General features: G+C 72.9%; 22 protein-coding genes. 5 read left to right on the forward strand and 17 right to left on the reverse strand.

Annotated features, from left to right (window positions below; all coding sequences use genetic code 11):
- Positions 1-189 precede the first annotated feature (189 nt).
- Positions 190-945, forward strand: a complete 756-nt coding sequence (locus tag AB0O21_RS30490) for an SIS domain-containing protein (RefSeq protein ID WP_365176079.1) — start codon at positions 190-192, stop codon at positions 943-945.
- A 69-nt stretch (positions 946-1,014) separates the two neighbouring features.
- Here AB0O21_RS30490 and AB0O21_RS30495 read toward each other — a convergent pair whose 3' ends face one another.
- Together AB0O21_RS30495 and AB0O21_RS30500 are read right to left on the reverse strand one after the other, a co-directional pair.
- Complete coding sequence (locus AB0O21_RS30495) at positions 1,015-2,331, reverse strand: PAS domain-containing protein (RefSeq protein WP_365176080.1); 1,317 nt, start codon at positions 2,329-2,331, stop codon at positions 1,015-1,017.
- Positions 2,332-2,457: 126 nt separating this feature from the next.
- Positions 2,458-3,060 (reverse strand): PH domain-containing protein, encoded by a 603-nt coding sequence (locus tag AB0O21_RS30500; RefSeq protein WP_365176081.1) that lies wholly within the window; start codon positions 3,058-3,060, stop codon positions 2,458-2,460.
- 60 nt (positions 3,061-3,120) lie between these two features.
- On the opposite strand from AB0O21_RS30500, the gene AB0O21_RS30505 reads away from it, so the two are divergent.
- Positions 3,121-3,429 (forward strand): RRXRR domain-containing protein, encoded by a 309-nt coding sequence (locus AB0O21_RS30505; RefSeq protein ID WP_365176119.1) that lies wholly within the window; start codon positions 3,121-3,123, stop codon positions 3,427-3,429.
- A 600-nt stretch (positions 3,430-4,029) separates the two neighbouring features.
- Here AB0O21_RS30505 and pdxH read toward each other — a convergent pair.
- Positions 4,030-4,692, reverse strand: a complete 663-nt coding sequence (gene pdxH, locus AB0O21_RS30510; RefSeq protein WP_365176082.1) for a pyridoxamine 5'-phosphate oxidase — start codon at positions 4,690-4,692, stop codon at positions 4,030-4,032.
- Positions 4,693-4,892: 200 nt separating this feature from the next.
- Here pdxH and AB0O21_RS30515 point away from each other — a divergent pair, with 200 nt between their 5' ends.
- Positions 4,893-5,999 carry a citrate synthase 2 gene (locus AB0O21_RS30515; protein WP_365176083.1) on the forward strand — a complete coding sequence of 369 codons (1,107 nt, stop codon included), beginning with the start codon at positions 4,893-4,895 and terminating at the stop codon, positions 5,997-5,999.
- A 61-nt stretch (positions 6,000-6,060) separates the two neighbouring features.
- Here the strand turns inward: AB0O21_RS30515 and AB0O21_RS30520 are convergent, their stop codons facing one another.
- From AB0O21_RS30520 to AB0O21_RS30555, 8 genes are all read right to left on the reverse strand, one after another.
- Positions 6,061-6,666 (reverse strand): TetR/AcrR family transcriptional regulator, encoded by a 606-nt coding sequence (locus AB0O21_RS30520; protein ID WP_365176084.1) that lies wholly within the window; start codon positions 6,664-6,666, stop codon positions 6,061-6,063.
- A complete protein-coding gene (locus AB0O21_RS30525) occupies positions 6,654-7,394 on the reverse strand; it encodes an enoyl-CoA hydratase family protein (protein WP_365176085.1) in 741 nt (246 codons plus the stop codon). The genes AB0O21_RS30520 and AB0O21_RS30525 overlap by 13 nt, the downstream gene beginning before the upstream one ends.
- A 414-nt stretch (positions 7,395-7,808) precedes the next feature.
- Positions 7,809-8,969 (reverse strand): acyl-CoA dehydrogenase family protein, encoded by a 1,161-nt coding sequence (locus AB0O21_RS30530; RefSeq protein WP_365176086.1) that lies wholly within the window; start codon positions 8,967-8,969, stop codon positions 7,809-7,811.
- Positions 8,966-10,885, reverse strand: coding sequence for a biotin carboxylase N-terminal domain-containing protein (locus tag AB0O21_RS30535; RefSeq protein ID WP_365176087.1), 1,920 nt, complete (start codon positions 10,883-10,885; stop codon positions 8,966-8,968). Before AB0O21_RS30535 ends, AB0O21_RS30530 begins: the two co-directional genes overlap by 4 nt.
- A gap of 5 nt (positions 10,886-10,890) precedes the next feature.
- The gene (locus tag AB0O21_RS30540) at positions 10,891-12,489 is read right to left on the reverse strand and encodes a carboxyl transferase domain-containing protein (RefSeq protein ID WP_365176088.1); all 1,599 of its coding nucleotides are present in this window, start codon (positions 12,487-12,489) and stop codon (positions 10,891-10,893) included.
- The gene (locus AB0O21_RS30545; RefSeq protein ID WP_365176089.1) at positions 12,486-14,396 is read right to left on the reverse strand and encodes an acyclic terpene utilization AtuA family protein; all 1,911 of its coding nucleotides are present in this window, start codon (positions 14,394-14,396) and stop codon (positions 12,486-12,488) included. The genes AB0O21_RS30540 and AB0O21_RS30545 overlap by 4 nt, the downstream gene beginning before the upstream one ends.
- Positions 14,393-15,202, reverse strand: a complete 810-nt coding sequence (locus tag AB0O21_RS30550; protein ID WP_365176090.1) for a TIGR03084 family metal-binding protein — start codon at positions 15,200-15,202, stop codon at positions 14,393-14,395. Before AB0O21_RS30550 ends, AB0O21_RS30545 begins: the two co-directional genes overlap by 4 nt.
- Positions 15,203-15,426: 224 nt before the next feature.
- Positions 15,427-15,879, reverse strand: a complete 453-nt coding sequence (locus AB0O21_RS30555) for a hypothetical protein (RefSeq protein WP_365176091.1) — start codon at positions 15,877-15,879, stop codon at positions 15,427-15,429.
- A gap of 39 nt (positions 15,880-15,918) precedes the next feature.
- Here AB0O21_RS30555 and AB0O21_RS30560 point away from each other — a divergent pair, with 39 nt between their 5' ends.
- Together AB0O21_RS30560 and AB0O21_RS30565 are read left to right on the forward strand one after the other, a co-directional pair.
- Positions 15,919-16,896: a WYL domain-containing protein gene (locus AB0O21_RS30560; RefSeq protein ID WP_365176092.1), complete on the forward strand. Its 978-nt coding sequence runs from the start codon at positions 15,919-15,921 to the stop codon at positions 16,894-16,896.
- Positions 16,897-17,069: 173 nt separating this feature from the next.
- Positions 17,070-17,651, forward strand: a complete 582-nt coding sequence (locus AB0O21_RS30565; protein ID WP_365176093.1) for an NAD(P)H-dependent oxidoreductase — start codon at positions 17,070-17,072, stop codon at positions 17,649-17,651.
- A 75-nt stretch (positions 17,652-17,726) separates the two neighbouring features.
- Here AB0O21_RS30565 and hemB read toward each other — a convergent pair whose 3' ends face one another.
- The 6 genes from hemB to AB0O21_RS30595 all read right to left on the reverse strand — a co-directional run bounded on the left by hemB (position 17,727) and on the right by AB0O21_RS30595 (position 24,497).
- Positions 17,727-18,728: a porphobilinogen synthase gene (gene hemB, locus AB0O21_RS30570; protein ID WP_365176094.1), complete on the reverse strand. Its 1,002-nt coding sequence runs from the start codon at positions 18,726-18,728 to the stop codon at positions 17,727-17,729.
- Positions 18,729-18,796: 68 nt separating this feature from the next.
- Positions 18,797-19,144, reverse strand: a complete 348-nt coding sequence (locus tag AB0O21_RS30575; protein WP_365176095.1) for a hypothetical protein — start codon at positions 19,142-19,144, stop codon at positions 18,797-18,799.
- 139 nt (positions 19,145-19,283) lie between these two features.
- A complete protein-coding gene (locus AB0O21_RS30580) occupies positions 19,284-20,951 on the reverse strand; it encodes a bifunctional uroporphyrinogen-III C-methyltransferase/uroporphyrinogen-III synthase (protein WP_365176096.1) in 1,668 nt (555 codons plus the stop codon).
- Positions 20,948-21,913 (reverse strand): hydroxymethylbilane synthase, encoded by a 966-nt coding sequence (gene hemC, locus AB0O21_RS30585; protein ID WP_365176097.1) that lies wholly within the window; start codon positions 21,911-21,913, stop codon positions 20,948-20,950. The genes AB0O21_RS30580 and hemC overlap by 4 nt, the downstream gene beginning before the upstream one ends.
- On the reverse strand, positions 21,910-23,682 hold the full coding sequence (locus AB0O21_RS30590) for a glutamyl-tRNA reductase (protein ID WP_365176098.1): 1,773 nt from the start codon (positions 23,680-23,682) through the stop codon (positions 21,910-21,912). The genes hemC and AB0O21_RS30590 overlap by 4 nt, the downstream gene beginning before the upstream one ends.
- Entirely contained in the window at positions 23,679-24,497 is an 819-nt protein-coding gene (locus AB0O21_RS30595) for a redox-sensing transcriptional repressor Rex (protein ID WP_365176099.1), read from the reverse strand. The genes AB0O21_RS30590 and AB0O21_RS30595 overlap by 4 nt, the downstream gene beginning before the upstream one ends.
- Between the last annotated feature and the right edge of the window lie 234 nt (positions 24,498-24,731).

Raw genomic sequence — 24,731 nt, forward strand, 5'->3', positions numbered from 1 at the left:
CTGCCCCCAATTCTGACGCATCGGGCCGACAACCGTCCCGTATCGAGCGTCAAGGCCCGTCCCGGACATGTCCCCGACACGTGGCGGCCCCTGGATTGACGCCCGTATTGACACGCCCTTGGTCCAGACCGCACGGTGAGCGGCGAACACGGACGACCCACCGCCATCTCTTGGAAGGGCCATCGGCGTATGAGCGAGAGCAAGCTGGCCGGTCAGTTCTTCGACGCCGCCATCGGCCTGCTGGAGCGGGTACGGGACGAGGAGGGCTCGCACATCGCCGAGGCCGGCTCACTCGTCGCCGACGCCGTCGCCGCCGGGAACCGCCTCTTCGCCTTCGGCGCCGGGCACTCCTCGCTGCCCGCCCAGGACGTGGTCTACCGGGCCGGCGGCCTGGCCCTGATGAACTTCCTCGCCGTCCCGGGCACCGCGGGCATCGACGTCATGCCGGCCACGCTCGGCAGCGCCCTGGAGCGGGTCGACGGCCTGGCCGGCGCCGTCCTGGACAGCAGCCCCGCCTCCGACGGCGACGTCCTCGTGATCATCTCCCTCTCCGGGCGCAACGCCCTGCCCGTCGAGATGGCCATGAACGCGCGCGCCATCGGCCTCAAGGTCATCGGGGTGACCTCGGTGGCGTACGCGACCGGGACCAAGTCGCGGCACGTCTCCGGCACCTTCCTGAAGGACCACTGCGACGTGGTCCTCGACAGCAAGATCGCGGTCGGCGACGCCGAACTGAGCCTCGACGGCATCGACGCCCCCTTCGCCCCCGCCTCCACCGTCGTGACCAGCGCGATCATGCAGGCGGTGATGGCCGCGGCGGCCGGCGAGCTCGTGGCCCGCGGCGTGGAGCCGCCGCTGCTGCGCTCGGGCAACGTGGACGGCGGCCACGAGTGGAACGGCCGCGTCATGCAGGAGTACGGCGACCGGATCTTCTTCCGGCACTAGCCGCCGGCTGTCAGCGGGGGGTGCGGCCCGGGCCCTCGACTGCGGTCGGGCTTCCCGGGGCTCCGCGCCTCAATCGCCGGCGGGGCCGGGGTTCGCCAGGTCCAGGTCCGCCGCGACCCTCGCCGCCACTTCCTCCGCGTACGAGGCGTCCGCGCGCTCGAACGCCGGACGCGAGGGGCCCCGCAGGAAGGTCAGCACCCCGAGGGTCCGCCCGCGGCTGCGCAGCACCGTGCACAGCCCGTGCGCCGCGCCCTGCGGCCACTGGCGGGCCCGCGCCCACTCCGCGTCCGCCTCCCCGCGCGGGGCGCCGGCGCGGACCGAGCCGATCCGGTCCAGCGCCTGCAGCGCCGGGTGGCCGGCCTCGTACCGGACGGGGATCGATCCGGGCCCCGGCAGCTCGGGCGGCGACGCGGCCGACCGTACGAGCCTGCGCCGCTCCAGGCCGGCCGAGGAGTCCAGTACGTCCAGCAGCGCGTGCTCGGCGAAGCCCGCGAGGGCGAAGTCCAGCCGTACGGCGGCCGCCTCCGCCGGGTCCTCGCACTCGGCGGCGGCGCGGGCCGCGCGGTGCAGCTGGTGGGAGCGGAACCGCAGCTGCGCCGTGTCCAGCTGGGCCTGACGGGCCTCGGTGACGTCCTGGAACAGCCAGCCGACCCCGAGCGGTACGGGCTCCTCCGCGAGCGGCGAGGCCAGCCGCAGGAAGCCGCACCGCCAGCACCGCCGCCGCACTCCCTCGGGGGTGCGCACCGAGACCCACAGCTCCACGGGCGCGGGCGGCGCCCCCTCGGCGAGCACGTGCTGGAGGGCGCCCTCCAGCTCCTCCACGCCCTGCGTCAGCAGCTCCCCGAGGGGCCGCCCGAGCAGCACGGTGCGGCCGGTGCCGAAGGCGCGGGCGGCGTGCGCGTTGACCACGGCGGGCCGCAGGTCGACGTCGACGAGGACGACGCCCCACGAGGCGTCCTCCATGAGGGCCTCGCTGAGCGCGATGGACCGCTCCAGGTCGATCTGCGCGTGCACCTCGCTGAACGCGCAGTACACCCCGGCGGGCTTCCCGTCCGCGCCCGGCACCCCGGCGGACTGGGTCCGTACGAGCACGCGCCGGCCGTCCTTGGTCAGCAGGGCGAACTCGTTCACCTGCCGCCCGGGCGCGTCCTGGGCGGACATGAGTCTGTCCTGCACGTCCTGGGCGTCGGCGGCCCGTACCGCCCACCCCTCGAACCCCTTGCGCCCCACGGCCTCGGCCGCCGACCAGCCCAGGATCCGCTCGGCCTCGCGGTTCCAGTGGGTGATCACGCCGTCGGAGTCGAACGCGCACAAGGCGGCGTCCATCCCGTCCAGCAGCGCTGCGAGCAGATCGTCGGCGGTCTCGTTACGTCCGGAAGCACTCACCTGGCACCCCCTGCAGGTGTTCGCGTGTGCGGCACGTCAGATCATTGAACGCGAACGTGACGCAGCACACACCCCGTTCCCCCGAATACCCCGTAATGATCCGATTCGGCCGGAGGTGGGGGCGCGTCAGTCCCCGGCGGCCAACACCACGACGACCACCAGGGAGATGACGATGCACATCCCGACGATGCCGCCCGCCACGGCCAGCCGGCGCGCCTCCCGGGCGTCCTGCCGCCCGATCCGCTGCCACACCTCGGCCCGGTACTCCCAGCCCGCACCGCGCAGCTCGGTCCAGGCGGCCCGGATCGCGTCGATCTCGCGCTCGACGGCGACGTGGATGTCGTCGACGAAAATCAGCGGCACGCGTTTGCCGCTCGTGTCGTAGGCGTACGAGATGACCTTGGGCGCGTGGCGCGAGGCGGCCGCGTTGGGTACGGCCCGGATCTCCTGGATGTCCTCCCAGGCCAGCCGCCGCGTGCCGCCCAGGGTCCGGACCTGGATCCCCTTGAGGTCCACGGTGGTGGCGCAGTTGCGGATGCCGGACAGGAACCACCCGAAGAACGCCAAGACCACCCCGCTGACCAGCAGCTTCACCCAGCCGGGAATGTCCTCGTCGGTCCACAGGGGCGAGAGCGCGGCGAAGCTCCCCACCCCCATGCCACCGAGGACCGCGGCCGTCCTGCCGGCCTTGCTCCGATACTCCCGCGGCAACGAGTCCTGTGCGCTCATGCGGCTACCCCCCTGGGTTTCGGGCGCCCACCTTATGGGCGAACTCCCTTCCAGGGCAGCCTGGTTGCGGGACGAGGTGACTCAGGCGTCAGGAACCGCCGAAGGCGCTCGGCGAACCTCCGGTATCGGGCACCTCGACACGACAACCGATCCCGGCCGGACGGCTGGCTTCCCCCGTCCTTGCGTCATCGCATCGACTCCACCATGTCCCTCGTCTTGCGGCTGAGCCGATACGCGCCAGTAGCCGAGATCCACGTGGAGCAGGTCGCGTTCGACACGACCGCATTCGCGGGAGTCATGTCGTCCGGCACACAGGGAAACCCCGAGTCGATTTCCTCTCCAACCGGCCCGATCGCCTGGAAAGCGTGATCACCCAACTGAGGAGACCGCTCCATGACGTAGCTGCCATGAACGCCACCAGGCTCCGGCTCGTGAAGGTTCTCGCGACCCTGGGTGTGCCCGTGCATCCATGGTCGGGCGGCCGCACCCGCTGGAACCGCTTCGCGATGGGGTTGCCGAAAGCCACACGATCGATGCCCTCGTTCCCAAGGGGAAGTGGGTCGGCAGCTGGGTGGGGCGCATCGCAGTCCGGAGCAGTGGCCGGCATCGCATCACCACGCTGACCAGCCGCTTTGATGTCTCGCACCGGAATTTGCGGCTACTCCAGAGGGCCGACGGATACACCTGCGGATTCGCCGAGGAAATTCGATTGAGCGGACGGCACGAGGCTGCTTACAGTGGTCGCACACTGAAAGGAGGTGATCCCGGAAATGTACGAACTCCGGACGCGTGAGGTGGCTGCGGGCTAAGCGCCCGTCGTCGCACGCACCCAGTGCGGTGCCCGGCGGGATCGCCTGGCGCCAATCCACAGCAGTCACCCGACCCGCGGGCTCGCCGGTACGTCCGGCCGGCTTCTCCCACTGCAGGGGAGAGACCCGAGCCCGCGGGTCGTCTGTTTTTCCGGCGCCCCTACGGACAGAGCCGCTCGACGCGCCACTTCTCCGCGTCCAGGACGTACCGCAGGCGGTCGTGCAGGCGGTTCTCGTGGCCCTGCCAGAACTCCACCTCGTGCGGGACCACCCGGATGCCGCCCCACTGCGGCGGGACCGGGACCTGTTCGCCCTCCGGGTAGCGGGCGGCGAGCTCGGCGTAGCGGCGGTCCAGTTCCGCGCGGGAGGCGATCACGCTGGACTGGTCGCTGGCCCAGGCGCCCAGCTGGGAGCCGTGCGGGCGGGAGCGGAAGTACGCCGCCGTCTCGTCGCGGCCGATGCGGGCCGCCGTGCCGGTGACGACGACCTGGCGGGCGATGGGGTGCCAGGGGAAGAGCAGCGCGGCGTGCGGGTTCTCGGCGATCTCGCGGCCCTTGCGGGAGTCGTAGTTGGTGAAGAAGACGAAGCCGCGGTCGTCGAACTGCTTCAGCAGCACCGTGCGGGAGCTGGGGCGGCCGTCGGCCGTCGCCGTGGAGACGATCATGGCGTTCGGTTCGAAGACGTGGGCGTCGGCGGCCTGCTGGAACCACCGGGCGAACTGCCGCATCGGGTCCTCGGCGAGGCTCTCCTCCTCGACGATCTCCGAGCGGTACTGCTTGCGCATGGTGGCGGGGTCAAGGTCCTGGTCGGTCACGCGGGCCATCCTGCCGCAGTGGGACCGTCACCGGTGTGCCGTATGTCACGCTTCCGCAGTGCATCCGGAACGGACAAAATCTTGGGGCCGGTCCGACGGTCCCACACGGGTGACCATCGGCCGTGCCGGGCATCAACGGGGATGACCGCGCCGGACCGCGAATCACGCCGGGAACCGCGCGTGTTCGCACTATCTGAGGGAGCCGCCTGATGTCCGACTTCGTACCCGGGCTCGAAGGGGTCATCGCGTTCGAAACGGAGATCGCCGAACCGGATAAGGAAGGCGGTGCACTCCGCTACCGCGGTGTCGACATCGAGGACCTCGTGGGCCACGTTTCCTTCGGGAACGTCTGGGGCCTGCTGGTCGACGGTGCGTTCAACCCCGGCCTGCCCGCCGCCGAGCCCTTCCCCATCCCGGTCCACTCCGGTGACATCCGTGTCGACGTGCAGTCCGCGCTCGCCATGCTCGCCCCCGTGTGGGGTCTGAAACCCCTGCTGGACATCGACGAGCGGACCGCGCGGGACGATCTCGCGCGCGCCGCCGTCATGGCGCTGTCGTACGTCGCCCAGTCCGCCCGCGGGCAGGGCCTGCCGATGGTGCCGCAGAAGGAGATCGACAAGGCCGAGTCCGTCGTCGAGCGGTTCATGATCCGCTGGCGGGGCGAGCCCGACCCGCGGCACGTGAAGGCCGTCGACGCGTACTGGACCTCCGCCGCCGAGCACGGGATGAACGCCTCCACGTTCACCGCGCGGGTGATCGCCTCGACCGGTGCGGACGTCGCGGCCGCGCTGTCGGGCGCCGTCGGCGCGATGTCCGGGCCGCTGCACGGCGGGGCGCCGTCCCGGGTGCTGGGGATGATCGAGGAGATCGAGCGCTCCGGCGACGCCGTGGCGTACGTGAAGAAGGCCCTGGACAAGGGCGAGCGGCTGATGGGCTTCGGGCACCGCGTCTACCGCGCCGAGGACCCGCGCGCCCGCGTGCTGCGGCGTACGGCGAAGGAGCTGGACGCGCCGCGCTACGAGGTCGCCGCCGCGCTGGAGAAGGCCGCGCTGGAGGAGCTGCACGCGCGTCGCCCCGACCGGGTGCTCGCCACCAACGTGGAGTTCTGGGCCGCGATCATGCTGGACTTCGCGGAGGTCCCGGCGCACATGTTCACCTCGATGTTCACGTGCGCCCGTACGGCCGGCTGGTCGGCGCACATCCTGGAGCAGAAGCGCACGGGCCGCCTGGTCCGCCCGTCGGCCCGCTACACCGGGCCGAGCCGGCGCGACCCGCGCGAGATCTCGGGGTACGCGGACATGGCCGACACCGCCTGATCCCGTCCCCGCAGGCCAAGGGCGCCGTATCCCCCTCGTGGGGTGCGGCGCCCTCGCGCGTTCAGGCCAGGGTGGCGTCGATGATGCGGGACCACTGGGCCACCACGCGGGCCCGGCGGGCCGTGTCGTCGGTGAGGACGTTGGCCAGGCCCAGGCCGCGGGCCATGTCGAGGAGGCCCTGGACGGTCTCCCGTACGCCGGGCACGGACTCGTCGGCGCCCAGCAGCTCGACGGCGATGCGGTGGGTCTCGCGGCCGACGCGGGCCTCCAGTTCGGTGACGCGGGGGCGCAGCTGCTCCTCGTTGGAGGCGGCGACCCAGAGTTGGAGGGCGGCGCGGAAGAGGGTGCCGGTGTACAGGTCCACGATGGCCTCGACGGCCGCGGGGCGGGAGGCCGGGCCGGCCTGGAAGAGCTCGCGCAGGGCGGTGGAGCGCTCCTCGGCGACGTACTCGACGGCTGCGGTGAAGAGGTCCTCGCGGGTCGGGAAGTGGTGCTGGGCGGCGCCCCGCGAGACCCCGGCGCGCTCGGCGACGACGGAGACGGTGGAACCGGCCCAGCCGTGCTCCGCGAGGCAGGAGACGGCCGCTTCCAGGAGGTGGCGGCGGGTGACGCGGCTGCGGGCCTGTTTGGGGCCGGGACCGTGGTCCGTCGTGGTCACAGCACCCACGACGGGCTCCGGCGCTCGAAGCGGGCGGTGATGCCTTCGCGGGCCTCGTCGGAGGCGAAGAGTCCTGCGGACAGCCCGGTGAGGCGGGCGCCGTCGCGGGCGACGGCCTCGCGGACCGAGGCGGCGGTCAGCGACTTGGTGGCGGCCAGGGCCTGGGGGGCGGCCTTGCGCAGGCCGGCGAGGACGGGTTCGAGGGCCTTGTCGACGTCGCCGTCTTCGGCGTGCAGGGTGAGCAGGCCGATCCTGGTCGCCTCGGCGGCGTCGAACGCCTCGGCAGTGAGGAAGTAGCGGGCTGCGGCGCGGGGGTCCAGGCGCGGGAGCAGCGGGATCGAGATCACGGCGGGGGCGAGGCCGAGGTGGGTCTCGGTGAACGCGTACGTGGACTCCGGCCCGGCGGCGGCGATGTCGCAGACGCCGAGCAGGCCGAGGCCGCCGGCGCGGACGTGGCCGGTGACGCGGGCCACGACCGGCTTGGGGAGTTCGGCGATCTCGCGGAGCAGGGCGAGGAAGTCGGCGGGGTCGCAGGGCGACTTGAGGTCGGCGCCGGCGCAGAAGGTGGTCCCGGTGTGGGTGAGGACGACGGCCCGGACCTCCGGGTCCGCCGAGGCCGCGGCGAGCGCGGCACGCAGGGCTGCGACGAGGTCGGCGGAGAGCGCGTTGCGGTTGGCCGGGGAGTCGAGGGTGAGTGTGGCGACGCCGGTCGCTCGCGCGGCGTGGACGGGTGGCATGTCTCCTCCGGAGGGGTTGCGGGTGGGGCGGCTCCCCTGACGGGGGGTACTGCGGGGTCCCTGGCCGGAGCCCATGCCGGGTCCCGTGCCGGGGGCTCGGCAGTCCCCTGGCTGGGTCCCCTGGCGGGGTCCCGTGCCGGGCGCGGGGGCCCTGTGGGGCCGGGGACGGGGTGGGGTGTCATCCGGGACTCATGATTTATGGCGCCCTGGCCGGATCAGCTTGTACGAGCAGCGGATGCGCCACAAATCACGTTCTACGTCCCGGACAACACCCCACCCCGTCCCCGGCCTGGGAGTCCGGGCCAGGACGATCCAGCCTCGCCGGCGTTTGAGGCGCGGGGTCTGGGGCGGAGCCCCGGTTTCGGGAAGGGGCGGGGTGGGGGACGGCTCCGCGCAGCGGGACCCGCGCCCCGGCTAGTACGACTTGGGGAGGCCCAGGGTCTGGTGGGAGACGAAGTTGAGGATCATCTCGCGGCTGACCGGGGCGATCCGGGAGACCCGGGCCGCCGTGATCAGGGAGGCGAGGCCGTACTCGCGGGTGAGGCCGTTGCCGCCCAGCGTGTGGACGGCCTGGTCCACCGCGCGGACACAGGCCTCCCCCGCCGCGTACTTCGCCATGTTCGCGGCCTCGCCCGCCCCCATGTCGTCCCCCGCGTCGTACAGCGCGGCCGCCTTCTGCATCATCAGGCGGGCGAGTTCCAGCTCGATGTGGGCCGCCGCGAGGGGGTGGGCCACGGCCTGGTGGGCGCCGATGGGGTCCTTCCACACCTGGCGGGTCTTGGCGTAGTCGACGGCCTTGGCGAGGGCGTAGCGGCCCATGCCGATGGCGAAGGCGGCGGTCATGATGCGCTCGGGGTTGAGTCCGGCGAAGAGCTGGAGCAGGCCCGCGTCCTCGTCGCCGACGAGGGCGGAGGAGGGCAGGCGTACGTCGTCGAGAGTCAGCTCGAACTGCTTCTCCGCCGCCTGGAGTTCCATGTCGATGACCGTGCGGGAGAAGCCCGGGGCGTCGCGGGGGACGATGAACAGGCAGGGCTTGAGGCGCCCCGTTCGGGCGTCTTCGGTGCGGCCGACGATGAGGGTGGCGTCGGCGATGTCCACGCCGGAGATGAAGACCTTGCGGCCGGTGAGGATCCAGTCGTCGCCGTCGCGGCGGGCGGTGGTGGTGATGCGGTGGGAGTTGGAGCCGGCGTCCGGTTCGGTGATGCCGAAGGCCATGGTGCGGGTGCCGTCGGCGAGGCCGGGGAGCCACTCCTGTTTCTGGGCGTCGGTGCCGAAGCGGGAGATGACCGTGCCGCAGATGGCGGGTGAGACGACCATCATGAGGAGCGGGCAGCCGGCGGCGCCGAGTTCTTCGAGGACGATGGAGAGTTCGGCGATGCCGCCGCCTCCGCCGCCGTACTCCTCGGGGAGGTTCACGCCGAGGTAGCCGAGCTTGGCGGCGTCGGCCCACAGCTCGTCGGGGTGGCCGCCTTCGCGGGCGACGCGGGCGAGGTAGTCGCGGCCGTAGCGGCGGCCGAGGGCGGCTACCGCCGTGCGCAGGGCTGCGTGTTCTTCGGATTCGATGGTGTGGCTCATGCGTGCGGTTCCTCCTGGACTACGGCGAGCAGGGCGCCGAATTCGACCTGTTGGCCGGTGGCGGCGTGGAGCGCGGTGAGCGTGCCGGAGGCGGGGGCGAGGATGCGGTGCTCCATCTTCATGGCCTCCAGCCAGAGCAAGGGCTGCCCGGCGGTGACGGACTGGCCGGGGGCGAGGCCCTCGGCGACACGGACGACGGTGCCGGGCATGGGGGCGAGCAGGGAGCCCGGTTCGGTGCGGTCCTGGGGGTCGGCGAACCGGGGGACGGGGGTGAGGGTGTGGGCTCCGGTGAAGGTGGAGTCGACGTAGACCTCGGGCTTGTTCGAATTTTGTTTCACGTGGAACAGGCGGCGGATCCCGTCGACTTCGAGCGTGACGAGGGTGGGGGTGGCGGACAGGAGCCGGACTCCCGGGTGGTCGAGCGGGTGGTACGCGACCTCGTACTCGGTGCCGGCCGAGGTGTAGCGGCGGGTCTGCGGCTGCGAGCGGACGTTGCGCCAGCCGCCCAGGCGGGCGGCGAGGGAGGCGCCCGGGGCGGGGGCCGCCTCGGCGAGGGCCGCGGCGAGGGCTGCCAGGGTGGCGTCGGGGGCGTCTTCGGTGCGGGCGGTGAGGGCGGCGAGGTGGCGTTCGTAGAACCCCGTGTCGAGCTGCCCGGCGGTGAACTCCGGGTGGCGCAGGGACCGTACGAGGAGCTCGCGGTTGGTGGTGAGCCCGTGGATCCGGGCCCGGGACAGGGCGTGGGCGAGGACGCGGACGGCCTCGGCGCGGGTGGGCGCGTGGGCGACGACCTTGGCCAGCATGGGGTCGTAGTGGATGCCGATGTCGTCCCCGGCGGTGAAGCCGGTGTCCACGCGGACCTCGCCGGGGACGTCGAGGGTGTGCAGGACGCCGGTCTGCGGGCGCCAGTCCTGGGCGGGGTCCTCGGCGTAGAGCCGGGCCTCCACGGCGTGGCCGGTGGGGTGCGGGGGCGAAAGCGGCAGGGCCGCGCCCTCGGCGATCCGCAGCTGGAGGGCGACGAGGTCGATGCCGAACACGGCTTCGGTGACGGGGTGTTCCACCTGGAGGCGGGTGTTCATCTCCAGGAAGTACGGGCGGCCGTCGGCGGTGACCAGGAACTCGACCGTGCCGGCGCCCCGGTAGGAGACGGCGCGGGCGGCGGCGACGGCCGCCTGGTGGAGGCCCTCGCGCAGGCCTTCCGGCAGCCCGGGCGCGGGGGCTTCCTCGATGACCTTCTGGTGGCGCCGCTGGAGGGAGCAGTCGCGGGTGCCGAGCGGCCAGACGGTCCCGTGGGCGTCGGCGAGGATCTGCACCTCCACGTGGCGGGCCCGCTCGACGTACGGCTCGGCGAAGACCTCGCCGTCGCCGAAGGCGGAACGGGCCTCCGCGGCGGCGGCGTCCAGCTCGGCCTTGAGCTGGTCGAGGTCGCGGACCACCCGCATGCCGCGCCCGCCGCCGCCCGCCGCGGCCTTGAGCAGGAGCGGCAGGTCTGCGTGGGTGGCGGCGGCCGGATCGACGGGGGCGAGGAGCGGGACCCCGGCGGCCCGCATCAGCTCCTTGGCCCGGGTCTTGGAGGCCATGGCCTCGATGGCGGCCGGCGGCGGGCCGACCCAGATCAGGCCGGCGGCCTCGACCTCGCGGGCGAAGCCTGCGTTCTCGGAGAGGAAGCCGTAGCCGGGGTGGACGGCGTCGGCGCCGGCGGCGAGGGCGGCCTTGATGATCAGGTCGCCGCGCAGGTAGGTCTCGGCGGGGGCCGCGCCGGGCAGGCGCACGGCGCAGTCGGCGGTGCGGACGTGCAGGGCGTCGGCGTCCGGGTCGGAGTGGACGGCCACGGTGTCCAGGCCGAGGGCGCGGGCCGTGAGGAAGATCCGTACGGCGATCTCGCCCCGGTTGGCGACGAGGAGGGAGGTGATGGTCATCTGGCTCACATCCGGAAGACGCCGAAGCCGCCGCGGGCGCCCTCGACGGGGGCGTTGTGCACGGCGGACAGGCACAGGCCGAGGACGGTGCGGGTATCACGCGGGTCGATGACGCCGTCGTCGTACAGCCGCCCGGAGAGGAAGAGGGGCAGGGACTCGGACTCGATCTGCGCCTCGACGAAGGCGCGCATCCCGGCGTCCTGTTCCTCGTCGTACGGCTGCCCCTTGGCGGCCGCGGACTGGCGGGCGACGATCGAGAGCACCCCCGCGAGCTGCGCCGGTCCCATGACGGCCGATTTGGCGCTGGGCCAGGCGAAGAGGAAGCGGGGCTCGTAGGCGCGGCCGCACATGCCGTAGTGGCCGGCGCCGTAGGAGGCGCCGATGAGGACGGAGAGGTGCGGGACGCGGGAGTTGGAGACCGCGTTGATCATCATCGAGCCGTGCTTGATGATGCCGCCCTGCTCGTACTCCTTGCCGACCATGTAGCCGGTGGTGTTGTGGAGGAAGAGGAGGGGGATGTCGCGCTGGTTGGCGAGCTGGATGAACTGGGCGGCCTTCTGGGACTCGGCGCTGAAGAGCACGCCCTGGGCGTTGGCGAGGATGCCGACCGGATAGCCGTGGAGGGTGGCCCAGCCGGTGACCAGGCTGGGCCCGTAGAGGGGCTTGAACTCGTCGAAGTCGGAGGCGTCGACGATCCGGGCGATGACCTCGCGGGGGTCGAACGGCGTCTTGAGGTCGGGCGGCACGACGCCGAGGAGTTCCTCCGGGTCGTACTTCGGCTCCTCCCCCGGGGCCGGCTCCGGGTGGGCCCGGCGGTGGTTGAGCCGGGCGACGATCCGGCGGGCCCGGCGGATCGCGTCGTGCTCGTCGAGGGCGTAGTGGTCGGCGAGGCCCGAGGTGCGGGCATGCATGTCGGCCCCGCCGAGGGACTCGTCGTCGCTCTCCTCGCCGGTGGCCATCTTGACCAGCGGCGGACCGCCGAGGAACACCTTCGAGCGGTCCTTGATCATGACGGTGTGGTCGGACATGCCGGGGACGTACGCGCCTCCGGCGGTGGAGTTGCCGAAGACGACCGCGATGGTGGGGATGCCGGCGGCCGAGAGCCGGGTCAGGTCCCGGAAGATCGCCCCGCCCGGGATGAAGATCTCCTTCTGCGAGGGGAGGTCGGCGCCGCCGGACTCGACGAGGCTGATGACGGGGAGCCGGTTCTGCAGGGCGATCTCGTTGGCCCGCAGCGCCTTCTTCAGCGTCCAGGGGTTGCTGGCTCCGCCGCGGACGGTGGGGTCGTTGGCGGTGACCAGGCATTCGACGCCCTCGACCGTGCCGATGCCGGTGACCATGGAGGCGCCGACCGGGTAGTCGCTCCCCCAGGCGGCGAGCGGCGACAGCTCCAGGAACGGGGTGTCCGGGTCGAGGAGCAGCTCGATGCGCTCGCGGGCCAGGAGCTTGCCGCGGTCCCTGTGGCGGGCGGTGTACTTCTCTCCGCCGCCGGCGAGCGCCTTGGCGTGCTCGGCGTCGAGCGCGGCCAGCCGTTCGAGGGCGGCGGTACGGGCCTGGGCGTGCTCGGGGGCGTGGGGGTCGACGGTGGTACCGAGGCGGGTCATGGGCCGGTCCCCTCCGGGGTGGACAGCAGGTCTGTCGGGATGTCGAGGTGGCGGGCGCGGAGCCATTCGCCGAGGGCCTTGGCCTGGGGGTCGAAGCGGTGGCCGGAGGCGACGCCGTCGCCGAGGATGCGGCTGATGGTGAAGTTCAGGGCACGTAGGTTCGGGAGGGCGTGGCGGGTTACGGGGAGGTCCCGGGCTTCGGGGAGCAGCCTCTGGAGCAGTTCGACCGTGAGGGTGCGGTGCAGCCACTCCCAGGCGGCGTCGGTCCCGACCCACACGCCGATGTTGGCGTCCCCGCCCTTGTCGCCGCTGCGGGCCCCGGCCAGTGCGCCGAGCGGCGCGCGGGTGGTGTGCCCTGCGGGCGGCTCGTCCCCCACCCCGCCCCTTCCCGCAGTACCGATCTGCGGCTCCGCCGCGTGGGGGCTCCGCCCCAGACCCCGCTCCTCAAACGCCGGAGGGGCTGGAGTTTCCGCCAGGCAGATCTCAGCCTCGCCGGCGTTCGAGGCGCGGGGTTCGGGGCGGAGCCCCGACGGGGTCTGGGGCGGAGCCCCCACGCGGCGGAGCCGCATATCGGTACTGCCGGGAAGGGGCGGGGTGGGGGACAGGCCCCGCGCAGCGGCCCCCGGCACCGGCAGGTGGGTGCCGTCCGCCAGGACCGCCGTGTGGGGGACCGAGGACGCCGGGACGACGGCCGAGCTGAACACCCCGTACGGCTGCGCAGCGCCCGGTGGGGCCGTGACGTGGAACCCCGGGTAGCTCGCGAGCGCCAGCTCCACCGCCGCCGACGTGAGGCCCCGCCCCACGCGCTCCGGCGAGGCATCGCGGACCACCAGCCGCAGCAGCGCGCTGGCCGTCTCCTCCGTCGGGGCGTCCTCGTGGTCCGTGCGGGCCAGGGTCCAGGTCGCGTCGGCGACCCCGTCCAGCGCTTCGGACAGCTGCGCGCGGACCAGGGCCGCCTTGGCCTCGATGTCCAGGCCGGTCAGGACGAAGACCACCTCGTTGCGCCAGCCGCCGATGCGTGTGACGCCCACCTTGAGGGTGGGCGGCGGGGCTTCGCCGAGGACGCCCGAGATCCGTACCCGGTCCGGTCCGTCCCCGGTGAGCCGGAGCGTGTCCAGGCGGGCGGTGACGTCCGGGCCGAGGTACCGCGCGCCCTGGGTCTCGTACAGGAGTTGCGCGGTGACGGTGCCGGCCGTGACGGCTCCGCCAGTGCCCGGGTGCTTGGTGATCAGCGAGGAGCCGTCCTCGTGGATCTCGGCGAGGGGGAAGCCGGGCCGGCGGACGTCGTGGGCGGTGAAGAAGGCGTAGTTGCCGCCGGTGGCCTGGGTTCCGCACTCCAGGACGTGGCCCGCGACCACCGCTCCGGCCAGCCGGTCGTAGTCGTCCGGGGCCCAGTCGAACCACCAGGCCGCGGGGCCGCTGACCAGCGCGGCGTCGGTGACCCGGCCGGTGATGACCACGTCCGCGCCGGCCCGCAGGCAGGCGGTGATGCCCGCGCCGCCGAGGTAGGCGTTGGCGGTCAGGGCACCCTCTGAACCGGCGTACGGCATCAGGTCGTCGCCCTCGACGTGCGCGACGGTGACGGGGACGCCGACCTTGGCGGCCAGGGCCCGTACGGCGTCGGCGAGTCCGGCCGGGTTGAGGCCGCCCGCGTTCGTGACGATCCGTACGCCCCGCTCGTGCGCGAGGCCGAGCCCTTCCTCCAGCTGGCGCAGGAAGGTCTTGGCGTAGCCGTGGTCCGGGTTCTTCAGCCGGTCGCGGCCGAGGATCAGCATGGTCAGCTCGGCGAGGTAGTCGCCGGTCAGCACGTCGAGCGGGCCGCCGGTCAGCATCTCGCGCAGGGCGTCGAAGCGGTCGCCGTAGAAGCCGGAGGCGTTGCCGATGCGGAGCGGTGGCCTGCGGGTCATCGGGCGGCTCCCGGCTCGCGTCCGGCGCCCGCCGGGCCCGCGAAGGCCTGGGCGATGTCGAGCCAGCGGCCCGCGTCGGGGCCGGTCGCGGTCAGGGCGAGGTCGGCGCGGTGGGCCCGCTGGGTGACCAGCAGGCAGAAGTCGAGCGCCGGGCCCGTGATCCGCTGCGGGGCGTCCGCCGGCCCGTACGTCCACGTCCCGGAGCCGTCGGGGGCCGCCAGTTCCACCCGGAACTCCTCGGCGGGTGCGGGCAGTCCGCGTACGGCGTAGGCGTAGTCGCGGGCCCGTACGCCGATCCGCGCCACGTGCCGCAGCCGCGCGGTCGGGGTGCGGCGCACGCCGAGCGCGTCGGCGACGTCCTGGCCGTGCGCCCAGGTCTCCATCAGCCGGGCGCTCGCCATCGAGGCGGCCTTCATCGGCGGCCCGTACCAGGGGAAGCGGGTGTCGGGCGAGGCGGCGGCGAGCGCCTCGTCGAGGGCGGTACGGGTGCTCCGCCAGCGGGCCGCCAGCTCGCCGGGCGGCAGCTTCGCGCCCTCCTCGGCGCCCTCGTCGACGAAGGAGTCGGGGGCCTTGAGGGCCTCTTCGACCATGCGGCCGAAGGCGGTGGCGTCGGTGAGGGAGAGCAGTGCGGCCCGGTCGGTCCAGTGCAGGTGGGCGATCTGGTGGCTGATGCTCCAGCCGGGCGCGGGGGTGGGCAGGGCCCACTGGGCGTCGGTCAACTCGGCTACCAGAGAGTCGAGTTCGCGGCCCTCCTCACGCAGATCGGCGTAGACGGCGGTGACGGCGTCGGCGGACGGATCGGGCACGGTGGCGCTCCCCTCTCGGCGTGAGGGGAAGACTGGCAGCCTTCGATAAAACAATCAAGCACGCTTGCATGTTTTATTGCGGGCGAGGTTGTGGGCGGAGCTACGGGCCGGGCTGCGGGCGGAGTTGGGGCGCGTGCCGCGTGCGGGCGCGTGCCGCGTGCGGGCGCGTGCCGCGTGCGCCCGCCCGGCCGGTCCCCCGTGGCCGGCCCGGCGGGCGCACTGCTTCAGGGACGACGCTCCAAGTCCATCGTCCAGTTCCGCAGCCAGCTCTCGCCCCCGTCGACCGAGAAGAACTGCTCCCAGCGCGGGGAGTCGGTCCGGGTGCCGCTCCACACGAACCGCACGCGCACCGCCTTCCCGTCGTGCGTGTCCTCGCCCTCGAACACGCCCGTGCCGTCGGCGAACCGGCCGACCACGGGCGGGAACAGCACCCCGGTCCGGCGGCTCGACCAGTACAGTGACCACTCCTCGCGCTGCCGGTCGAACAGCCGCAGCGTCAGACCGCCGAAGCCCTTCGTCGGGAAGTCGATCTCGTCGAAGCTGGCCCCGCCGTCGAAGTGCCGCGAGATGTGGGAGACGGCCGGGAACTCCTCCCACTCACTGGAGGGGTCGAGGAAATCGGTGCGCCAGCGGTTGGTCACGTTCCAGCTGCCGACCAGGAAGTCGAAATCGTTCATGCGAGGACCGTAGGAGCGCTCCACTGACATCCTGTGTCAGTGAAGTCCAGCCGTCTGCTCTCGATGCTGCTGCTGCTCCAGACCCGCGGGCGGATGACCGCCGCCGAGCTCGCGCGGGAGCTGGAGGTGTCCGTCCGTACCGTCTACCGGGACGCGGAGGCCCTGGCCGCCGCGGGCGTGCCGCTCTACGGGGACGCCGGGCACAGCGGGGGCTACCAGCTGCTCGCCGGCTACCGCACCCGGCTGACCGGGCTCAGTTCCGGCGAGGCGGAGGCCCTGTTCCTGGCCGGCATGCCGGGTCCCGCGGCCGAACTGGGCCTCGGCCGGGCCCTGTCGGCGGCGCAGCTCAAGCTCCGCGCGGCCCTGCCGCCCGAACTGCGCGCCCAGGCCGACCGGATGCGGCTGCGCTTCCACCTGGACGCGCCGGGCTGGTACGCGGAGCACGAGGAGGCCCCGCACCTCGGGCGGGTGGCCGACGCGGTGTGGCGGGGCCGGGTGATCGAGGTGCGCTACCGGCGCTGGAAGGAGCCGCGGGAGGTGGACCGCCGCCTCGCCCCCTACGGCCTGGTCCTCAAGGCGGGCCGCTGGTACCTGGTGGCGGGCCCGGCCGGCGCGGCGCAGCGGCCCGGCCCCCGCACGTACCGCGTGGACCAGATCCTGCGGGTCGCCGAGACCGGGGAGGTGGCGGAGCTGCCGGAGGGCTTCGACCTGGCGGAGCACTGGCGCCGGGCCCAGGCCGACTTCCACGAGCGGCTCCACCCGGAGGAGGCGCTCGTACGGCTCTCCGCGCGCGCGGCGGCCCAGCTGACGGGCGCCCAGGCGCGGGCGCTGGCGGCGAACGGCGAGCCGGACCCCGAGCTGCCGGGCTGGACGCGGGCGGTGCTCCCGATCGAGTCGGAGCCGCACGCGCAGGCACAGTTCCTGGCCCTGGCGGAGGACGCCGAGGTGCTGGCCCCGCCCGCGCTGCGGGCCCGGATCAAGGCCTCGCTGGCGGCGATGGCGGCCCGCTACGGCTGACCCCCTCCCGCGGGGCGGGACGCGCGGCGCTCAGGGGAAGCCGACGTACTCCCCGATACGGAGTTGATCTTTCCGCCCGCTCTGGAACAAGGTGAGGTACACCAGCGCGGGACCGTGCCGCCGTCCGTCACCGGTACGGCCGGGACGTCGCCGTACATATCGGAGGTATTTCCATGTCTGAGTCGCTTCGCGTCGCGATCATCATCGGCAGTGTCCGCGAGGGACGCTTCGGCCCGACCATCGCAAACTGGTTCGCCGGGGTCGCCCGCCAGCGCGAGAACCTGAACATCGACGTGATCGACCTGATCGAGCACGACCTGCCCCACCAGCTGTCGCCGTCGCCGTCGGACGACGTGAAGGCCGTGCTGGCCGGCGTCTCCCCGCGGCTGGCCGCCGCCGACGCGTTCGTCGTGGTCACCCCGGAGTACAACCACTCCTTCCCGGCCTCGCTGAAGACCCTGATCGACTGGCACACCACCGAGTGGCACGCCAAGCCGGTCGGCTTCGTCGGCTACGGCGGTCTCGCGGGCGGCATGCGCGCGGTCGAGCAGCTGCGCCAGGTCTTCGCCGAGTGCCACACGGTCACCGTCCGCGACACCGTCGGCTTCCACGGCCCGTGGGGCCAGTTCGACGAGCAGGGCACCCTGATCGACCCCACCCAGGCGGAGGCCGCGGCCAAGACCCTCCTCGACTCGATCGAGTGGTGGGGCACCGCGCTGAAGGCCAAGAAGGCCGAAGCCCCCTACGGCGGCTGACCGCCGGTCCACCCCCGGCAGCGGGCCCCGGAGGCGTCGGCGGTCAACCGCCGTGCCTACGGGGCCCGTACCCCGTCACCGCTCCGCGCGCAGCATCCGGGCGGCCTCGGTCGCCCAGTACGTGAGGATCGTGTCCGCGCCGGCCCGCTTGATGCCCAGCAGGGTCTCCATGATGGCCCGGTCGCGGTCGATCCAGCCCTTCTCCGCGGCCGCCTCGACCATCGCGTACTCACCGCTGATCTGGTACGCCGCCACCGGCACGTCCACCGCCTGCGCGACCCGGTACAGGATGTCGAGGTAGGGACCGGCCGGCTTGACCATCACCATGTCGGCGCCCTCCTCCAGGTCGAGGGCCAGCTCCCGCAGCGACTCGCGGGCGTTCGCCGGGTCCTGCTGGTAGGTCTTGCGGTCGCCCTGCAGGGAGGAAGCCACGGCCTCCCGGAACGGCCCGTAGAAGGCGGACGAGTACTTCGCCGTGTACGCCAGGATGGACACGTCCTCGTGCCCGGTCTCGTCGAGCGCGTCGCGGATGACACCGACCTGGCCGTCCATCATCCCGCTGGGACCGACCACGTGGACACCGGCATCGGCCTGCACCTGGGCCATCTCCGCGTACCGCTCCAGCGTCGCGTCGTTGTCCACGCGGCCCTGCTCGTCGAGCACCCCGCAGTGCCCGTGGTCGGTGTACTCGTCCAGGCACAGGTCGGACATGATCACCAGATCATCGCCCACCTCGGCCTTCACGTCGCGGATCGCGACCTGGAGGATCCCGTCCGGCTCGGTGCCCGCCGTGCCCAGCGCGTCCTTGTTCTCGTCGGCCGGGACCCCGAAGATCATGATCCCCGCGACACCCGCCTCGACCGCCTCCACGGCGGCCTTCCGCAGCGTGTCCCGCGTGTGCTGGACCACCCCCGGCATCGCCGAGATCGCCAGCGGCTCGCTGATGCCCTCGCGTACGAAGGCCGGGAGGATCAGGTCGGAGGGGTGCAGCCGGTACTCCGCGACCATCCGCCGCATCGCCGGGGTGGTGCGCAGCCGGCGGGGCCGCGAGCCGGGGAAGGATCCGTACGCGCTCATACGTCAGTCGCCTCTTCGAGCATCGAGAACAGTCGGCACAAGCGTAGAGCCCTGCCCGGCCCCGCCGGCTACGGCAGATCGAGCAGCCCCCAGAACACCACCGCGTTCACCAGCACCACCACGGGCGCGGCAATCGCGATACCGACCCGCCGGGCGGCGTTGCGCGTCCGCCACGGCAGGGCCCAGCACCACACCAACAGCCCGAACACACCCACCAGCCCCACCATGAACACCGGCCAGGCGATCTCGAAGCTGGAGTCGAAAGCGTCGGCGGCCTCCGTCCCGCAGGAGTCACAGGCCATCGGCGACAGCCCCGCGTACAGCAGCGACACGAAGGCCAGGGGCAGGGTCAGCAGGGTGGAGGCCAGCGGCGCGATGAAGGCCCGCCGGTCCCGGTCAAGCTCGAGCTCGGTCATGGCACCACTCAACCGCGGCCGGCCGTCGCCCGGATCCGCACAACTACTCAATCCCGCCTGGGTACGGGAAGGGGCCTGGTGCGATCGCACCAGGCCCCTTCCCGTACCCGACCGCAGGCGGCCGGCCCGCTTAAGCCGCTCACGTCGTACGACGACGCCGCGCACCCGGCCGGCGCTCGCTCGGCCGGAACACCGTCTCGCCGGCCTCCTTGGCCGCCTCGCGGCGCGCCGCGCCGTACTCGGCGAGCGCCTCCGCCAGCTTGCTCACGCTCGGCTCCGGCGACAGGACGTCGACCCGCAGCCCGTGCTCCTCCGCGGTCTTGGCCGTCGCCGGCCCGATACACGCGATCACGGTGACGTTGTGCGGCTTCCCGGCGATGCCCACCAGGTTGCGCACCGTCGAGGACGACGTGAAGAGAACGGCGTCGAAGCCGCCGCCCTTGATCGCCTCACGGGTGTCCGCCGGCGGCGGCGACGCGCGCACGGTCCGGTAGGCGGTGACGTCGTCGACCTCCCACCCGAGCTCGATCAGCCCGGCGACCAGCGTCTCGGTCGCGATGTCGGCGCGCGGCAGGAAGACGCGGTCGATCGGGTCGAAGACCGGGTCGTACGGCGGCCAGTCCTCCAGCAGCCCGGCCGCGGACTGCTCACCGCTCGGCACCAGGTCCGGCTTCACGCCGAACTCCACGAGCGCGGCGGCGGTCTGCTCGCCCACCGCGGCCACCTTGATGCCCGCGAAGGCACGCGCGTCGAGCCCGTACTCCTCGAACTTCTCCCGGACCGCCTTCACGGCGTTGACCGAGGTGAACGCGATCCACTCGTAGCGGCCCGTCACCAGGCCCTTGACCGCCCGCTCCATCTGCTGCGGGGTGCGCGGCGGCTCCACGGCGATGGTCGGCACCTCGTGCGGCACCGCGCCGTACGAACGCAACTGGTCGGAGAGCGAGGCGGCCTGCTCCTTGGTGCGCGGTACGAGGACCCGCCAGCCGAACAGCGGCTTCGACTCGAACCAGGCCAGCTCCTCGCGCCGCGCGGCGGCGCCGTGCTCACCGACCACGCATATGACGGGCCGGGCACCCTCCGGGGAGGGGAGGATCTTGCCCTGCTTGAACACCTGGGCGATGGTCCCCAGGGTCGCGCTCCACGTCCGCTGGCGCGTCGTCGTACCGGCGACCGTCACCGTCAGCGGGGTGTCGGGCTTGCGCCCGGCGCCCACCAGCTCGGCGGCGGCGGCCGAGACCGTCTCCAGCGTCGCGGAGACCACGAGGATCCCGTCGCTCGCGCCCACCTCGCTCCAGCAGCGCGCCGAGGCGTTGCGCGCGTCCACGAACCGGACGTCCGCACCCTGCTTGTTGCTCAGCGGCACACCCGCGTACGCGGGCACGCCCACCGCGGTCGCGACGCCCGGCACCACCTCGAAGGGGATGCCCTCGGTGGCGCAGACGAGCATCTCCTCGGCGGCGTTCCCGTCGAGCCCGGGGTCGCCTGTGACGGCACGGACGACCCGCCTGCCGGAGCGCGCGGCCTCCATGACAAGATTGGCGGCATCGCGGATCACCGGGACCCCGGCGGCCGCTGACGCTTCGTCAGCGATCGTCAGCTGCGGCGTGTCGACACCCGTGCGCGCATGCGTCCGTACGACGTCGAGCACCTCGGGCTCCGCGATCAGCACGTCCGCCGCCGCGAGCGCCTCCACGGCGCGCAGCGTCAGCAGACCTGGGTCGCCCGGGCCGGCACCGAGGAAGGTGACGTGCCCGTGGGCGGCGACGCCCGCAAAAGCGGAGGTGTTCAGACTTGTGGGGCTCACGGTCGCTCCCCCATCAGACCGGCCGCGCCCTTGGCCAGCATCTCGTCCGCGAGTTCGCGGCCGAGCGCCATGGCCTCGTCGTACGACTGGGGCACGGGACCGGTGGTGGACAGCTGCACCAGCGTCGAGCCGTCGAGGGTTCCGACGACGCCGCGCAGGCGCATTTCATTGACAATCTCCCCATCCGCCAGCAGATCGGCGAACGCGCCCACGGGTGCGCTGCACCCGGCCTCCAGGGCGGCGAGCAGGGAACGCTCCGCGGTCACGGCGGCCCGCGTGTGCGGGTCGTCGAGCTGCGCGAGCGCGGCGATGAGGTCCGTATCGGACGCGAGGCACTCCACGGCCAGGGCTCCCTGGCCGGGGGCGGGCAGGACGCTGTCGACGGACAGCAGGTCGGTCGCTTCGTCACCGCGCCCGATCCGGTTCAGCCCGGCGGCGGCCAGCACGACGGCGTCGAGCTCGCCGGCGCGCACGAACCCGATGCGGGTGTCGACGTTGCCGCGGATCGGCACCGTCTCGATCCGCTTGCCCAGGGCCAGCGCCAGGTGGTTGAGCTGCGCCGTCCGACGCGGCGACCCGGTACCGATCCGGGCCCCGTCGGGCAGCTGCTCGAAGGTCAGGCCGTCACGGGCGACGAGCGCGTCCCGCGCGTCCTCGCGCAGCGGCATGGCCGCGATCACGAGGTCGTCGGGCTGGGCGGTCGGCAGGTCCTTCAGCGAGTGCACGGCGAAGTCGACCTCGCCGCGCAGCAGCGCGTCGCGCAGGGCGGTGACGAACACGCCCGTACCGCCGATCTGCGCGAGGTGCTCGCGCGAGACGTCGCCGTACGTCGTGATCTCCACGAGCTCGACGGGACGGCCGGTGATCGCCCGTACCGCGTCGGCGACGTGGCCCGACTGGGACATGGCCAGCTTGCTCCGCCGCGTACCGAGCCGCAGCGGCTGGTCGGGACGTGTGTTCATGATGCCCGTCCTGGGTCGTCGTCGTTCTTCGGATCGGCCGCGTCCGCCCGGCTGACGGATGCCACCGTCTGAGGGTCGAGGTCGAAGAGTTCGCGCAGCGCCTCGGCGTACCCGGCGCCGCCGGGCTCGCTCGCGAGCTGCTTGACGCGCACGGTCGGCGCGTGGAGGAGCTTGTCGACGACGCGGCGCACGGTCTGGGTGACCTCGGCACGCTGCCGCTCGTCGAGATCGGGCACCCGCCCGTCGAGCCGCGCCACCTCCATGGCCACGACTTCGGCCGCCATGGCGCGCAGGGCGACGACGGTGGGCGTGATGTGCGCGGCCCGCTGCGCCGCACCGAAGGCGGCGACTTCCTCGGCCACTATCCCGCGCACGGCGTCCACGTCGGCCGCCATCGGCGCGTCCGCGGAAGCCTCGGCAAGGCTCTCGATGTCGACGAGCCGCACGCCGGGAATCCGATGCACGGCGGCATCGATGTCCCTGGGCATGGCCAGGTCCAGCAGCGCGAGCCGTACGGGCATCCCGTCGGCCTGGCTGCGAGCGCTCTTGCGGGGCTGCCGCTGCGCGGCGGCCTCCCCCTGATCGGCCCAGGTCCCGTGCAGCTCGAGCGAGTTGGCGTCGACCCCGGTCAACGCCACTCGCCCACCGGCGGTACGTGCGGGATCCCCGGCCGGCGCGTCGAGCCCAACGGGACACCCGTCGGCCTCCGGCGCGGCGGCGAAGGTCCGCACGGCCCCGGCGTCAGCCAGCCGGCCTCCGGCCTCGGCGGCGGCAACCAGCTTGGCCACGACCTCGGGGTCCGGTCCGGCGGGAGCCGCCTCCTGCCCGGAAGCCGAATCTCCTGCGGGAGCCAAGTCCAGCCCCTGCAGTGAACCGACGGCGGGGGCCAAATCCAGCCCCTCCGGCGTTTGAGGAGCGGGGTCTGGGGCAGCGCCCCGGGACACGGCGGCGAGCACGTCATCGGCGGTCAGCACCAGCCCAGTGGCCCCGGTGCAGGACACCACGACGTCGACTCGTGTCAGCTCATCCGCGACGGCGGACATCGCAACGGCCGCAGCCTTCACGCCGGTGCCCGAGGCAACCAGAATCTCCGCCAACCGCTCCGCCCGCTCGGCGGTCCGGTTGGCCACCACGACCTCGGCCACCCCCACCCGCGCCAGCGTCGCCGCGGCCAGCGAGGACATCGACCCGGCGCCGATCACCAGCGCCCGCTTGCCCGCGGCCCACTCGGCCACCGGCACCCGCACGGCCAGCTGCTCCAGCCCGAAGGTGACCAGCGACTGCCCGGCCCGGTCGATCCCGGTCTCCGAGTGCGCCCGCTTGCCGACCCGCAGCGCCTGCTGGAAAAGATCGTTGATCAGACGCCCCGCCGTGTGGAGCTCCTGCCCCAGCGCCAGCGCGTCCTTGATCTGCCCGAGGATCTGGCCCTCGCCGACCACCATCGAGTCCAGCCCGCACGCCACCGAGAACAGGTGGTGCACCGCCCGGTCCTCGTAGTGCACGTACAGGTACGGAGTGAGTTCCTCCAGCGCGACACCGCTGTGCTGCGCCAGCAGCGTGGACAGCTCGGCGACGCCGGCGTGGAACTTGTCCACGTCGGCGTACAGCTCGATCCGGTTGCACGTGGCGAGCACCGCCGCCTCCGCCGCCGGCTCCGCGGCCAGCGTGTCGTGCAGCAGCTTCACCTTCGCGTCGGCAGACAGCGAGGCGCGCTCCAGCACGCTCACGGGCGCGCTGCGGTGGCTCAGTCCTACGACGAGCAGACTCATGCCGGCATCACCGCCGGGACGTCGCCCTCGGGTCCGCCCTTGCGCGCCTCGCGCGCCTCGGCGGCCGCCCGCCCGGCCGGCGGCACCACGGCCGCGGCGGGTGCGGCGCCGCCCACGGAGGAGCCGCCGGTGGCAGCGGCGGCCGCCGCTTCCTCCCCGGCCTTGCGCTGCTCGTGGAACGCCAGGATCTGGAGCTCGATGGACAGGTCGACCTTGCGCACGTCCACGCCGTCCGGCACGGACAGCACGGTGGGCGCGAAGTTCAGGATGGAGGTGACGCCGGCCGCGATCAGCCGCTCGCTGACCTGCTGGGCCGCACCGGCCGGCGTCGCGATGACACCGATCGAGACGCCGTTCTCCTCGATGATCTTCTCCAGGTCATCGGTGTGCTGCACGGGCATCCCGGCGACGGGCTTTCCGGCCATCGCGGGGTCGGCGTCGATCAGCGCGGCCACGCGGAAGCCGCGGGACGCGAAACCGCCGTAGTTGGCGAGCGCGGCGCCGAGGTTGCCGATGCCGACGATGACGACCGGCCAGTCCTGAGTGAGGCCGAGTTCGCGGGAGATCTGGTAGACGAGGTACTCGACGTCGTAGCCGACGCCGCGGGTGCCGTAGGAACCCAGGTAGGAGAAGTCCTTGCGCAGCTTGGCGGAGTTGACTCCGGCGGCGGCCGCGAGCTCTTCGGAGGACACCGTGGGCACCGATCGCTCGGAGAGCGCGGTGAGGGCACGCAAGTACAGCGGAAGCCGGGCGACAGTGGCCTCGGGAATACCTCGGCTGCGGGTCGCCGGTCGGTGAGTTCGGCCAGTTGCCACGATGCTCCTGCGGGATGAGCGGGGCTGCAGGCGGCCACTTGTCCCAGGACCGCCCCGTCGACAGCAGGCTATGCCTTTGTGAACGCGTGCACAAAGATTGTGTCCATTTTGTCCGACCAAAGTGACCGGGGTCACGCGACCGCGGCACATAAGAGCGGCGTCAACGGCGCGCCGAACCCGTTCAAATCCAAAGGGGGGCAAACCCGTACACACTCCTCACAGATACGCCCCCAG

The organism is Streptomyces sp. NPDC091371, from assembly GCF_040684275.1.
GTDB lineage: Bacteria > Actinomycetota > Actinomycetes > Streptomycetales > Streptomycetaceae > Streptomyces.